General features: G+C 63.7%; 13 protein-coding genes. 4 read left to right on the top strand and 9 right to left on the bottom strand.

Translation table 11 applies throughout. The features are described from left to right. Positions 1-88 precede the first annotated feature (88 nt). A complete protein-coding gene (locus BM186_RS21315; RefSeq protein ID WP_004423973.1) occupies positions 89-298 on the top strand; it encodes a cold-shock protein in 210 nt (69 codons plus the stop codon). Between the two features lie 347 nt (positions 299-645). Here BM186_RS21315 and BM186_RS21310 read toward each other — a convergent pair whose 3' ends face one another. Genes BM186_RS21310 through dapE form a run of 3 tightly spaced genes read right to left on the bottom strand, consistent with a single transcriptional unit; the run spans position 646 to position 2,989 of the window. Further along, complete coding sequence (locus tag BM186_RS21310; RefSeq protein ID WP_074918183.1) at positions 646-1,017, bottom strand: hypothetical protein; 372 nt, start codon at positions 1,015-1,017, stop codon at positions 646-648. Positions 1,018-1,022: 5 nt separating this feature from the next. Then, positions 1,023-1,850 carry a putative RNA methyltransferase gene (locus tag BM186_RS21305; protein ID WP_074918182.1) on the bottom strand — a complete coding sequence of 276 codons (828 nt, stop codon included), beginning with the start codon at positions 1,848-1,850 and terminating at the stop codon, positions 1,023-1,025. Next, entirely contained in the window at positions 1,847-2,989 is a 1,143-nt protein-coding gene (gene dapE / locus BM186_RS21300; protein ID WP_074918180.1) for a succinyl-diaminopimelate desuccinylase, read from the bottom strand. The genes BM186_RS21305 and dapE overlap by 4 nt, the downstream gene beginning before the upstream one ends. A gap of 246 nt (positions 2,990-3,235) precedes the next feature. On the opposite strand from dapE, the gene tcdA reads away from it, so the two are divergent. From tcdA to BM186_RS21285, 3 genes are all read left to right on the top strand, one after another. Continuing rightward, positions 3,236-4,045 (top strand): tRNA cyclic N6-threonylcarbamoyladenosine(37) synthase TcdA, encoded by an 810-nt coding sequence (gene tcdA, locus BM186_RS21295; RefSeq protein ID WP_017674801.1) that lies wholly within the window; start codon positions 3,236-3,238, stop codon positions 4,043-4,045. A gap of 149 nt (positions 4,046-4,194) precedes the next feature. Beyond that, positions 4,195-4,989 carry a substrate-binding periplasmic protein gene (locus BM186_RS21290; RefSeq protein WP_074918179.1) on the top strand — a complete coding sequence of 265 codons (795 nt, stop codon included), beginning with the start codon at positions 4,195-4,197 and terminating at the stop codon, positions 4,987-4,989. A gap of 39 nt (positions 4,990-5,028) precedes the next feature. Next, positions 5,029-5,499 carry a YehS family protein gene (locus BM186_RS21285; protein WP_072425462.1) on the top strand — a complete coding sequence of 157 codons (471 nt, stop codon included), beginning with the start codon at positions 5,029-5,031 and terminating at the stop codon, positions 5,497-5,499. 132 nt (positions 5,500-5,631) lie between these two features. Here the strand turns inward: BM186_RS21285 and BM186_RS21280 are convergent, their stop codons facing one another. The 6 genes from BM186_RS21280 to BM186_RS21255 form a co-directional block, all read right to left on the bottom strand. Continuing rightward, positions 5,632-6,039, bottom strand: a complete 408-nt coding sequence (locus tag BM186_RS21280; protein ID WP_074918177.1) for a SufE family protein — start codon at positions 6,037-6,039, stop codon at positions 5,632-5,634. 118 nt (positions 6,040-6,157) lie between these two features. Then, the gene (locus tag BM186_RS21275; protein WP_074918175.1) at positions 6,158-7,363 is read right to left on the bottom strand and encodes an aminotransferase class V-fold PLP-dependent enzyme; all 1,206 of its coding nucleotides are present in this window, start codon (positions 7,361-7,363) and stop codon (positions 6,158-6,160) included. Positions 7,364-7,442: 79 nt separating this feature from the next. Further along, positions 7,443-8,477 (bottom strand): 2,3,4,5-tetrahydropyridine-2,6-dicarboxylate N-succinyltransferase, encoded by a 1,035-nt coding sequence (gene dapD / locus BM186_RS21270; RefSeq protein WP_074918173.1) that lies wholly within the window; start codon positions 8,475-8,477, stop codon positions 7,443-7,445. A gap of 39 nt (positions 8,478-8,516) precedes the next feature. Beyond that, on the bottom strand, positions 8,517-8,864 hold the full coding sequence (locus tag BM186_RS21265; RefSeq protein WP_021489813.1) for an ArsC family reductase: 348 nt from the start codon (positions 8,862-8,864) through the stop codon (positions 8,517-8,519). Positions 8,865-9,103: 239 nt separating this feature from the next. Beyond that, a complete protein-coding gene (gene dapC, locus BM186_RS21260; protein WP_074918172.1) occupies positions 9,104-10,300 on the bottom strand; it encodes a succinyldiaminopimelate transaminase in 1,197 nt (398 codons plus the stop codon). 37 nt (positions 10,301-10,337) lie between these two features. Further along, on the bottom strand, positions 10,338-13,037 hold the full coding sequence (locus BM186_RS21255) for a [protein-PII] uridylyltransferase (RefSeq protein ID WP_021489811.1): 2,700 nt from the start codon (positions 13,035-13,037) through the stop codon (positions 10,338-10,340). Positions 13,038-13,082 lie beyond the last annotated feature (45 nt).

Genomic DNA, 13,082 nt, shown 5'->3' with positions numbered 1-13,082 from the left:
GGTGGCGAACGCTGAGAAGAACGTTTTTACCGAGCCGTCAAAGCGCCTTCGGGACAATAAAAACATAGCGAGTTTGGAGAAGTTGGTAATGGCAGATCGTGAGACGGGAACCGTCAAATGGTTCAATGATTCCAAGGGTTACGGGTTTATTCAGCGCGAAAGCGGCCCGGACGTATTCGTTCACTACCGCGCCATTCGTGGCGACGGCCACCGCACCCTGGTCGAAGGCCAGAAGGTCGAGTTCGGTGTGACCCAGGGCCAGAAAGGCCTGCAGGCGGAAGACGTCTCCGCGGTCTGAGCTCCAGCTCGACATACAACAAGGCCCGTCGATGACGGGCCTTGTTGTTTCTGCACGCTGTACTTCGTAGGGCGGCTTTCGCGGGTAGCTCCCCTCTCCCATTCATGGGAGAGGGGCTGGGGGAGAGGGCCGAGAACACCGCGAAACTGCCTGCTGGCTCCAACCTCTGCGAACGCGGCACGCCGCATGGGTACTAATCGTGTTCGGTCGTTTCTTTTTCAGTGGGTTGTAGGTCTTTCTCCGGATCGAATCCGGGCTACGGGCTGTCGATTCAAACGCCCGTGTCGGCAACTTACCCTCTCCCGCGAGCGGGAGAGGGTCATCAGATAGCCGCCAAGCGGCCGCTTTTATTCCGTACGCCAGACGATCTCGGTTTCGCCATCGGCATCGACCTTGATCCAGCGATCGGCTTCCTCATCGCTTTCATCTTCTACCCAGGTACCCGGTGCACAGCGCACCTGCACGCCGAGCGCGGCATGGGCGGCGCGGGCACAGGCGAGGTCGTCGTCCCAGGGCGTGGCGTCGCTTTCCAGATACAGGCTGTGCCATTTGCCTACGGCTTTCGGCAGCCAGGTCACCGGCACCTCGCCAGCCTTGCATTTGAAGGTCTGGCCCTTCTGCTGCCAGTCGCTGCACGGGCCGAGAGCTTCGCCCAGCCACTGCGCCACGGCGTCGCGTTCGGCGTCTTTCAGGTAGATCTCGATATCGGGTTGGCGCATGGCTTTCAGTCCTGAGAGCGTGGGCTCTGGGTTTTGACGATCCAATCGTAGCGGATGGCGACGGTAACTTCGAAGGGTTCGGCGATCACCGCTTCGCGACGTTCGGCGCTGGCGCGCCAGCCGTGTGGGGTCATGGCCAGCAGGTCGGCGCGGGCCTGAGCGTCGGTCAGCTGCAGCGGAAACTGCAGGGTCTCGCTATGCGCCAGGTGCATGCCGGGCGGGATCAGCGCCAGGTGCTTCTCGTCGTCGTAGTCGCGTACTTCGTCGTACAGCTTCTGCCGCAACTCCATCAGGTGCACGCGGGTCGGGCCCATGCGCAGCAAGCCGCCGCCGGGTGCGAGCAGGCGTTTGGCCTCGGCCCAGTCCAGCGGGCTGAAGACGCTGGCCAGCAGGTCGCAACTGGCATCGGCCAAGGGCACGCGCGCCATGCTCGCCACCAGCCAGCTCAACTGCGGAGCACGTTTGCACGCGCGTTTCACCGCCTCGCGGGAGATATCCAGGGCATAACCGTCGGCATGGGACAGGCCACGGGCGATCTGTTCGGTGTAGTAACCCTCGCCACAACCGATATCCAGCCAGCGCGCCGGCTTGTACTCGGCAGCCAACGCGGCCAGGCGCGCGGCCAGCGGTGCGTAGTGGCCACCGTCGAGAAAGCGTCGGCGCGCCTCGACCATGGCGGCGTTGTCGCCGGGGTCGCGGCTGTTCTTGTGTTGTACCGGCAGCAGGTTGAAGTACCCCTGGCGCGCGCGGTCGAAGCTGTGCCGGTTTTCGCAGGCCAGGCCGTTGCCGCTGGGCATCAGCGGCGCTTGGCAGATGGGGCAGATCAAGCTCATGCCAGCAATTTCACCATCGTCTGGTAATAGACTTCGGTGAGCAGGTCCAGATCGCTGGCCAGCACACGCTCGTTGATCTGGTGGATGGTGGCGTTGACCGGGCCGAGTTCGACCACCTGAGTGCCCAGGGTGGCGATGAAGCGCCCGTCCGAGGTGCCGCCGCTGGTCGACGGGGTGGTTTCGCGCCCGGTGACGTTCTTGATGCTGGCGGCCACCGCGTCGAGCAATTCGCCCGGCTGGGTGAGGAAGGGCAGGCCGGACAGCGCCCATTCCAGGTGATAGTCCAGGCCGTGCTTGTCGAGGATGGTAGTGACGCGTTGCTGCAGGTCTTCGACGGTGGATTCGGTGGAGAAACGGAAGTTGAACACCGCCTTCAGCTCACCGGGAATAACGTTGGTCGCACCGGTGCCGGAATTGAGATTGGACACCTGGAAGCTGGTCGGCGGGAAGTAGTCGTTGCCGTGATCCCAGTGCTCGGCGGCCAGTTCGGCCAGCGCCGGGGCGGCCAGGTGAATGGGGTTCTTCGCCAGGTGCGGGTAGGCCACGTGGCCTTGCTTGCCATAGACGGTCAGGGTGCAACCGAGGGAGCCACGACGACCGTTCTTCACCACGTCACCGAGCAGGGTGGTGCTCGACGGCTCGCCGACGATGCACCAGTCCAGGCGCTCGTTACGCTCGCGCAGGCGCTCGACCACCGCCTTGGTGCCATGCTGCGCCGGACCTTCTTCATCGCTGGTGATGAGGAAGGTGATGGCGCCCTTGTGGTTCGGGTAGTCGGCGACGAAGCGCTCCACCGCGATGATCATGCTCGCCAGGCTGCCTTTCATGTCCGCTGCGCCACGGCCGCAGAGCATGCCGTCTTCATCGACGCGCACGTCGAACGGCTGGTACTGCCAGGCGTCCAGCGGGCCGGTGGGCACCACATCGGTGTGGCCGGCGAAGCACAGCACCGGGCCGTCGCCACCGCGTTTGGCCCAGAAGTTCTCCACCTCTTCGATGCGCATGCGCTCCACCTCGAAGCCGCAGGCTGCCAGACGGCGCATCATCAGCTCCTGGCAACCTTCGTCGACCGGGGTCACGGACGGGCGACGGATCAGGTCGAAGGCGAGTTCCAGGGTCGGGGTGAGGGTGGCGGTCATTGCGGCTCCGGTACGGCGGCTAGCGTGAAGGCCGGCCATATTACCGTGAAAGTCGCGCAGCGACGCCATCCTTGATGCCCTTCTCCCTCTGGGAGAAGGTGGCGCGAAGCGCCGGATGAGGGAGGGCCGCACGGCGCATTCGCGGTAAATGCAGCTTGATACGACGGGCCGACGGCTGACCTGTGCTGCAGGCTTGGGTGGGCAGGGTGCTATCTCTATAATGTGCGCCTTCCTGCAGGGGGTGTGATGGGTACTGACGATCAGCGATTCGGCGGCATAGCCCGGCTTTACGGCCAGGAGGGCTATCAACGACTGGCAGCGGCGCATGTGGCGGTGGTCGGCATCGGCGGCGTGGGCTCATGGGCGGCCGAGGCGCTGGCGCGTTCGGGCGTCGGCGAGATTTCCCTGTTCGACCTGGACGATGTCTGCATCACCAACACCAATCGCCAGGTGCACGCCATCGAAGGCGCGGTGGGCAAGGCCAAGGTCGACGAGATGGCGGCCCGTATCCGCGCCATCAATCCGGCCTGCGTGGTGCACGCGGTGGCGGATTTCGTTACCCGCGAGACCATGGCCGAGTACATCACCGAGCAGCTCGACGGGGTGATCGACTGCATCGACAGCGTACCGGCCAAGGCGGCGCTGATCGCCTGGTGCAAACGGCGCAAGATCCAGATCGTCACCACCGGTGGCGCGGGTGGGCAGGTCGACCCGACGCAGATTCAGGTCACCGACCTGAACAAGACCTTCAACGACCCGCTGGCGGCCAAGGTGCGTAGCCTGTTGCGCCGCGATTATGGCTTCTCGCGTACGCCGGGCCGCACCTACAGCGTCCCTTGCGTGTTCTCCACCGAGCAGCTGCGCTATCCCAAGCCGGACGGCACGGTCTGTCAGGCCAAGGGCTTCGTCGGTGAAGGGGTGAAACTCGACTGCGCGGGCGGTTTCGGCGCGGTGATGATGGTCACCGCCAGCTTCGGCATGGCCGCTGCGGCCAAACTGGTAGACAAACTGGTGGCTGGCGCCCGTCGTCCGGCAGAGCGCCAATCGAAAACCTGAGAAAACGCCCGTGCGCGGTGCGTTTGACTATGCTGGGCGAAGGGAGAGGTTGCAGTAGTCGACAGGGAGACGTCGAACATGATCCGTATCAGAGGTGATTTGTGTCGTACCTGTTTTTTTGCGTCTCGCTGAGAAGACGCTGGGCACGGATGCTCGCCTCCCTGACGCTACCTGTTTTGCTGGTAGCCCTTGGGCCCGTTCAGGCCGAGCCGCAGAAGCTGCGTATCGGCACCGGTGACTGGGCGCCTTATGTCGACCAGGAGCGCAGTGATGGTGGCGCTCTGGCGCGACTGATCAGTGCGGTGTTCGCTGAAGAGGGCTACCAGGTCGAATTCATCTTTCATCCCTGGGACCGCAACGTACTGATGCTGCAGCAGGGGCAGTTGCACGCGATCATGCCCTATAGCTGCAGCCCCAGTCGGCTCAATTACGGCATTTGTAGTGACCCGCTGGTACGCGGGGAGATCGTTCTGTTCCATCGTCGCGATCAGGCGTTCGACTGGACCACGGTCGAGGACTTGCTGAAGTATCACATCGGCACGACGCTGGGTTACTCCTACGGCCCGGCGTTCGACGAGGCGTTGCAGGCTGGCCGCCTGAGCGTCGAGCAGAATGGCAAGGAGGACACCAGCTTTCGTCTTCTGGAGTTGGGTCGCATCGACCTGCATCCACAGGACCGCGCTGTCGGCTATGCCATGTTGAATCGTTTGTTTCCGGAAGATGGCGGTAAAATCGTGCATCATCCACGGCAGTTGAATACCGAGCCGCTGCGCTTGCTGTTTCGCAAGGACGATCTTGAGAGCGTCAAGCTGTTGCGCGTGTTCAATGCCAGGCTGCTTGACTTTGCCCAGCGTGGTGACCTGCAGCGTCTACAGCAGGCGCTTAATTCCGGTAACGCCGATGATTGGAAACCCAGCACCTCGGCCCAGGCCGTGCGGGACTGAACCGCACCTGCCTACCTCCTTCCTCCAAGAGTTTTCTGCATGCTCAATAACGATGTACTGCGCAGCTTGCGCTATTTGCTGGATGTCAGCGATGGCAAGCTGGAAGAGCTATGCCGGTTGGCGGATTATCCCGTCGAGCCGGGCCTGATCCCGGCCTGTCTGCTGCGTGAGGACGAGCCCGGGTATCGTTCCTGCAGTGATGTGCTGCTGGCGCACGTGCTCGAAGGCCTGGTGTTTTACAAGCGTGGCAAGGACGACAGCCGGCCGCGTCTGCCGGTAGAAAAGCGCCTGAGTAACAACCTGATCCTGAAGAAGCTGCGCGTGGCCTTCGAACTGCGCGACGACGATATCCAGGCAATTCTGCAATCGGCTGATCTGCCGATGACCAAGACCGAGCTTGGCGCCCTGTTCCGTGCGCCGGGTCACAAGCACTTTCGCGAGTGCGGCGACCAGATCCTGCGCAATTTTCTGCGCGGTCTGACGTTGCGCGAGCGGGGCAAGAGCGACTAGTGACGTGACCCTGTTGAAATGGTGAAGAGCGTTCGTGATCTTCGGGTGGGTTAGCGGCGCCAAACGTCACACTATCAGACACCGTCATCGTCGTGCGCCGCGTAACCCACCAGGCGCCTAACCCACCCTACGTCAGGACCCAGCCAGCTCGCGCATACGCTGCAGCACGGCATTGAGGCCGTTGCTGCGTGATGGCGACAGTTGTCTCTGTAGCCCCAACTGGTTGAACCAGTCGACCAGATCGACACTGGCCAGCTCGGCGCGAGGCAAGCCTTCGACACGCGCCAGCAGCACGGCCAGCAAGCCACGCAGCAGGCGGGCGTCGCTGCTGGCGCGAAAGTGCAGGTGCTCACCGCGTTGTTCGGCTATCAGCCAGACCAGGCTCTCGCAGCCATGCACGCGGTGCTCGTCGACGCGTTCGGTTTCGCTCAATGGCTCCAAGCGTTCGCCCCATTGCATCAGCAGGCGCGCGCGCTGCTCCCAGCCAGGGCAGGCGGCAAAGGCTGCCAGTGCTTCCTGAGCGGCGACTGCCAGGCTCATGGCGAGAGCCTCCCGTAGCATGTAGGAGCGGCTTCAGCCGCGATGGTTCGGGTGCCGATATTCGCGGCTGAAACGGAATGCCGCCCAGCCGCTCCTACGAAAAGCCGTTGGCGGCATTTCATCGCAGCAGGTCCAGAGCGTTATCCAGGGCGCTGAAAAACCGCCGCAGATCGTCGCCATCGTTGTACATGCCGAGCGAGACGCGAATTGCACCACTCAGACCCAGGCTTTTCATCAGCGGCATGGCGCAGTGATGCCCGGCGCGCACGGCGATGCCCTGTTCACTGAGCAGGTGAGCCAGGTCGGCGTTATGTACGCCGTCGACGCAGAAACTGGCCAGTGCCAGTTGCGGCTTGCCGAGCAGGCGCACGCCGTTGCGGCTTTGCAGGCCGGCCAGCAGTTCGGCATGCAGGGCCGCTTCATGACGTGCCACGGCGGTGTGATCCAACCCGTTCAGCCAGTCCAGTGCTGCGCCCAGGGCTATGACCGCTGAAACCGCTGGTGTGCCGGCCTCGAAACCCAATGGAGCAGGGCGATAGCGCGCGCTCTGGTAGTCGGCATCGAGCACCATCTCACCGCCGAATTGCCAGTGCTGCAATTTGCCCAACGCTTCGCGGCGGCCATACAGCAGGCCGACGCCATCCGGGCCGTAGAGTTTGTGCGACGAACACACGTAGAAATCACAGCCCAGTGCCTGCAGATCGTGGCGACCATGCACCGCACCCTGCGCGCCGTCGACCACGCTGAATGCGCCTTGCGCACGTGCCAAAGCCAGCAGCTCGGCAAGCGGTTGCCAGCGCCCGAGCACATTGGACAACTGCGAAACCGCCAGCAGGCGGGTGCGCGGGCCGATCAGCCGAGCCGCTTGCTGCATATCGATGCTGCCGGTGTGATCCAGCGGCAATACCAGCAACTCGAGATTGCGGCGCTTGGCCAGTTGCTGCCAGGGCAGCAGATTGGCGTGGTGCTCCAGCGCGCTGATGACGATTTGCTCGCCCGGCTGCAGCAGATGCTCCAGGCCGTAGGCCAGCAGGTTGAGTGATTCGGTGCTGCCGCGGGTAAAGATGATCTCCTCGGTGCTGGCTGCATTCAGCCACTGCGCGGCTTTGCTGCGTGCGGCCTCGAAGGCGCGGGTGGCGCGCTCGCCCGGCAGGTGCTGGGCACGGTGCACGTTGGCCACGCCACTGGCCAGGTAGCCGAGCAGGGCGTCCAGCACCGCCTGCGGTTTCTGTGCAGTGGCGGCGCTGTCCAGATAGGTCTGGCCTTCGGCTTCGAGGGCGAGTATGCCGGGGAAGTCGGCACGCCAGGGGGAGATCGGTGACATGAGGAGCCTATCCCGTAGGGTGCGCCATGCGCACTGAGTCGCATGGCTGAGCAGTGCGCAAGGCGCACCCTACGTTGGATCAATTGTGGGCGTGCAGGGCTTCGTTCAGCTCAATAGCCGACTTGTGGGTCTTGCACTCCACGGCGCCGGTCAGCGAGTTGCGACGGAACAGCAGGTCAGGCTGACCAGCCAGGTCGCGCGCCTTGACCACCTTGACCAGGGCGTTGCCTTCGTCGAGCAGGTTCACCTTGGTGCCGGCGGTGATGTACAGGCCGGCTTCGACGGTGTTGCGGTCGCCCAGCGGGATGCCGATACCGGCGTTGGCGCCGATCAGGCAACCTTCACCGACACTGATGATGATGTTGCCACCACCGGACAGGGTGCCCATGGTCGAGCAGCCGCCGCCCAGGTCGGAACCCTTGCCGACGAATACGCCAGCGGAAACGCGGCCTTCGATCATGCCCGGGCCTTCGGTGCCGCCGTTGAAGTTGACGAAGCCTTCGTGCATCACGGTGGTGCCTTCGCCGATGTAGGCGCCGAGGCGCACGCGCGCGCTGTCGGCGATACGCACGCCGGTCGGCACCACGTAGTCGGTCATTTTCGGGAACTTGTCCACCGAGAACACTTCCAGCAGCTCGCCCTTCAGGCGCGCTTCCAGCTGGCGCTCGGCCAGTTCGCCGAGGTCGACGGCGCCCTGGCTGGTCCAGGCCACGTTGGGCAGCAGCGGGAAGATACCTGCCAGGCTCAGACCGTGCGGCTTGACCAGACGATGCGACAGCAGGTGCAGCTTGAGGTAGGCCTCCGGGGTGCTGGTCAGCGCGGCATCTTCAGCCAGGAAGGTGGCGACCAGCGGGTTGTGGCTTTCGGCCAGACGGGTCAGCAGCGCCGCTTGAGCGGCGTCCACGCCTTTCAGAGCTTCGGCCAGGTCAGCAGCCTGTGTGGTGGTGAAGGCGATGGCCTGATTGCCACCCTGGTAGCCGAGCTTCTCGGCGGCCTTGGCTACCAGCTCGCTGGCCGGATTGAGCAGCGGCAGGGCGTAGAAGACTTCCAGCCAGTTGCCCTGGCGGTTCTGGGTGCCAACACCAAAGGCGATGCTGTAAAGGGAGGTGCTCATTAGATGGGGGTTCCTTGCAACGAAATCGGGTGAGGTTGATCAGGCCAGCGCGGCTTGGTAGTTATCCGGCTTGAAGCCGACCAGGGTCTTGTCGCCCAGGTCGAGTACCGGGCGCTTGATCATCGAGGGTTGGGCCAGCATCAGTTCGATGGCCTTGGCCTGGTCGAGATCGGCTTTCTGCGCGTCTTCCAGCTTGCGGAATGTGGTGCCAGCACGGTTCAGGACGGTCTGCCAGCCATGCTCGTTGCACCACTTTTCCAGGTTTGCACGGTCGATCCCGACGCTCTTGTAGTCGTGAAAGGCATAGTCGACCTGGTGTTCATCGAGCCAGGTTCTGGCCTTTTTCATCGTGTCGCAGGCCTTGATGCCATACAGGACGTAACTCATTGATCTTCCTCTGATGAGTGGCGTGCCGGAAGGTCCGGGAAATACGGCGGGCCATTATGCCACGTCGCGTCCAGACGTGGCGGCGGCTGTCGCTGTGATGTGTTACAGCGCCGGCGTGCAGCAGAGGCGTGTAGCCCGGATGAAATCCAGGAAGCCATGAGCGGCTATCCCCGGATTGCATCCGGGCTACGGAGTCGGAGGCTCGCGGCTAAAGCCCCGTCCACAGGCCCTGCAGAGGCTCAGGCGCTGCGAATGAAACGGGCAATACGCTCGGCGGCCTCGATGCACTCGGCCAGCGGTGCCACCAGCGCCATACGTACGCGGCCAGCGCCCGGGTTGACACCATCGACCTCACGCGACAGGTACGAGCCGGGCACCACGGTGACGTGCTCGGTGGCGAACAGGTCGCGGGTGAACAGGGTGTCGTCACCCGGTGTGCGCGCCCACAGGTAGAAGCCGCCATCGGGGCGCTGCACGTCCATCACCGGGGCGAGGATATCCAGCACGGCAGCGAATTTCTCACGGTACATGTCACGGTTGGCACGTACATGCGCTTCGTCATTCCAGGCGGCAACGCTGGCCAGTTGGGTTTGTACCGGCATGGCGCAGCCGTGGTAGGTGCGGTACAGCAAGAAGTGCTTGAGGATGCTGGCGTCGCCGGCGACGAAGCCCGAACGCAGCCCCGGCAGGTTGGAGCGCTTGGACAGGCTGTGGAACACCACGCAACGTGCGAAATCGCTACGGCCCAGTTCGGCGCAGGCGCTGAGCAGGCCGGGCGGTGGTGCGTCCTCATCGAAATACAGTTCGCTGTAGCACTCGTCGGCGGCGATGACGAAGTCGTGCTCGTCGGCCAGGGCGATCAGTTTCTTCAGCGTCTCGACCGGGATCAGGGCGCCGGTGGGGTTGCCTGGCGAGCAGAGGAAGAGAATCTGGCAGCGCTGCCAGACTTCTGTCGGCACGGCATCGAAGTCCGGGTTGAAGCCGTGGGCTTCCAGGCACGGCAGGTAGTGCGGCTCGGCGCCGGCGAGGAAGGCCGCACCTTCGTAGATCTGATAGAAGGGGTTGGGGCTGACCACCAGGCCCTTGGCATTGCGGTCGACCACCGCCTGGGTGAAGGCGAACAGCGCTTCGCGGGTGCCATTGACCGGCAACACGTGGCGCGCTGCATCCAGCCAGCCAGTTGGCACGCCAAAGCGGCGTTCGCACCAGCTGGCAATGCTCTGGCGCAGCTCCGGCAGGCCGAGCGTGGTCGGGTAGACGGCGAGCTTGTCGAGATTGGCGGTCAGTGCCTGGCCGACGAAGTCAGGCGAGCGATGCTTGGGTTCGCCGATGGACAGGGCGATCGGACGCTTGTCGGCGGCCGGTTGCACGCTGCCGAGCAGTTCGCGCAGTTTCTCGAAAGGGTAGGGCTGGAGCTGGTCGAGGGCTGGATTCATCGTTATCTCGCGTACTTCGGAAAGCGGGGCGGCGCAATCATATGTTGATCTGCAGGGTCTGCGGTTGAGCGCTGGGCTCGGACAGGCGGCGGACGATGGTTTCCTGCAGGCGTGCACAGAGTTCGGGGTCGGACAGCGGCTGGTTGTTGGCGTCGGTGACGAAGAATACGTCCTCGACCCGTTCGCCGAGGGTGGCGATCTTGGCGTTCTGCAGCGACAGGTCGTATTCGAGGAAGATTCGCCCGATCCGAGCCAGCAGGCCGGGGCGGTCCGGGGCGGTCAGTTCGAGGATGGTCACCGGGCGCTGCGCGTCGTTGTGGATGGTCACCTGCGGCGCGAAGGCAAAGTGCTTGAGCTGACGCGGCACGCGACGCTGGATGATGGTCGGGTAGTCGTCCGGGTTCTTCAGCGCTTCGATCAGGCCTTCGCGAATCTGCTGGATGCGCGCCGGGTTGTTGCCGATCGAGCCGCCGTCAGCATCCAGCACCACGTAGGTATCGAGGGTGAACTGGCTGGTGGAGGTGATGATCCGCGCGTCGTGAATGTTCAGGTTGAGCTGGCTCATCGCGGCCACGGTGACGGCGAAGAAGTCATGCTGGTCCGGCGCGTAGATGAAGATCTGCGTGCCGCCTTCGAACTCGCGCTGGGTGGTTTCCTTCATCAGCACCAGCGGGCCGCCATCGTTGGGGTGCTGGAGAATGGCATCGGTGTGCCAGGCCACGTCGGTGGCGGTGTGACGCAGGAAGTAGTCGTCGCCCAGCTGGCTCCAAAGCTGTTCGGCATCGTCCGGGTCGGTGCCGCCGCGTACCAGGGTGTCCAGGGCTGCACTCTGGGTCTGGCGAATCTGCTCTTCACGGTCCAGTGGGTTTTCCAGGCCGCGGCGCAGGGCGCGCTTGGTCTCGGTGTAGAGCTGGCGCAGCAGGCTGGCGCGCCAGGAGTTCCATAGGCTGGGGTTGGTGGCGTTGATATCGGCCACGGTCAGCACGTAGAGGTAGTCCAGGTGGGTCTGGTCGCCTACGAACTGGGCGAAGTCATGGATCACCTGCGGGTCGGAGAGGTCCTTGCGCTGCGCGGTGGTGGACATCACCAGGTGGTGCTGCACCAGCCAGACGATCAGGGCGCTGTCCCAGGCCGGCAGATGATGGCGGCGGGCGAAGGCTTCGGCGTCCACTGCACCCAGCTCCGAGTGATCACCGCCACGGCCCTTGCCGATGTCGTGATACAGACCGGCGAGGTAGATCAGCTCCGATTTGGGCAGCTTGTCGATCAGCTTGCTGGCCAGCGGGAATTTTTCCGCCAGCTCCGGCCAGCGGAACTTGCGCAGGTGCTTGATCAGGTTGAGGGTGTGCGCGTCGACCGTATAGATGTGGAACAGGTCGTGCTGCATCTGTCCGACGATATGGCCGAACTCCGGCAGGTAACGGCCGAGAATGCCGTAGCGGTTCATCCGGCGCAGGTTGCGGTGAATGCCTTCCTTGCACTTGAACAGTTCGATGAACAGGCTGGTGTTGCGGATGTCTTTGCGGAACTCGTCGTCGATCAGGTGGCGGCTGTCGCGCAGCAGGCGGATGCTGTCGGCACGCACACCCTTGATTTCCGGGTGCTGCGCCATCAGCACGAAGATTTCGATGATGGCAAAGGGCGTGCGCTTGAACACGTTCGGGTGGGTGACTTCGATATAGCCGTCGCGCACCTGGAAGCGGCTATTCAGTGGCGTGGCCGGGCCGCTTTCACCAGCGCGCAGGATCACTTCCTCGAAGTGCTGGTTGATCAGGTCCGACAGCTCGGAAATCCCCATCACCACGCGGTAGTACTTCTGCATGAAGTGTTCGATGCTGCGCTTGCCGTCGCCGTCCTGATAGCCGAACAGGGCAGCGATCTTGGCCTGGTGATCGAACAGCAGGCGGTCTTCGGCGCGCCCGGCGAGCATGTGCAGGGCGTAGCGCACCTTCCACAAAAATTCCTGGCTGGAGGAGAGCAGGGCGTATTCGCTCTCCAGTAGGAAGCCGTGGCCGACCAGGGCCTGCAGGTTGAGTGTGCCGAACTGGCGGCGTGCCACCCAGAGGACGGTCTGGATGTCGCGCAGGCCGCCGGGCGAGCCCTTGACGTTGGGTTCGAGGTTGTACTCGGTGTCGTTGTACTTGGCATGACGCGCTCTGCGTTCGTCGCGCTTGGCCAGGTAGAAGTGCTTGCTCGGCCACATCTGATCGGTGCTGGTGACCTGCTGCATACGCTGGCGCAGGTGCTCGGGGCCGGCGATGGTGCGGCTTTCCATCAGGTTGGTGATCACCGTCAGGTCGGCGCGCGCCTCTTCGGCGCATTCGTCGACCGAGCGCACGCTCTGACCGACTTCCAGGCCGATGTCCCAGAGCAGGGTGAGAAAGCCTTCGATGGGCTCGCGAAAGATTTCGTGATCGCTGCTGTCGAGCAGGATCAGCAGGTCGATGTCCGAGTAAGGGTGCAGCTCGCCACGGCCGTAGCCGCCAACGGCGAGCAGGGCGATGTCGGCATCCTCGCTCCAGGTGAAGCGCTTCCAGGCTTCCTGCAGGATCTGATCGACGAACCAGGCGCGGTCTTCGACCAGGCGGCGAATGTCACGGCCGGCGCGAAAGCGCGCATCGAGCACCTCATGCGCGCCGCGGATGGCCTTCTTGAATGCAGCGATGGGGCTGGATTTCAGGGCCAGCTCGGCCTGGAACTGACCGCGGTCAAACAGTTCGGGGTCCATCTGCGGCATGCAGTTGCCTTCCTTATATAAGGTGGGGTGCGCGATGCGCACCAC

It is taken from the genome of Ectopseudomonas toyotomiensis (assembly GCF_900115695.1).
Taxonomy (GTDB): Bacteria; Pseudomonadota; Gammaproteobacteria; order Pseudomonadales; family Pseudomonadaceae; genus Aquipseudomonas; species Aquipseudomonas toyotomiensis.
This window is presented reverse-complemented; position numbering and strand designations above follow the sequence as displayed.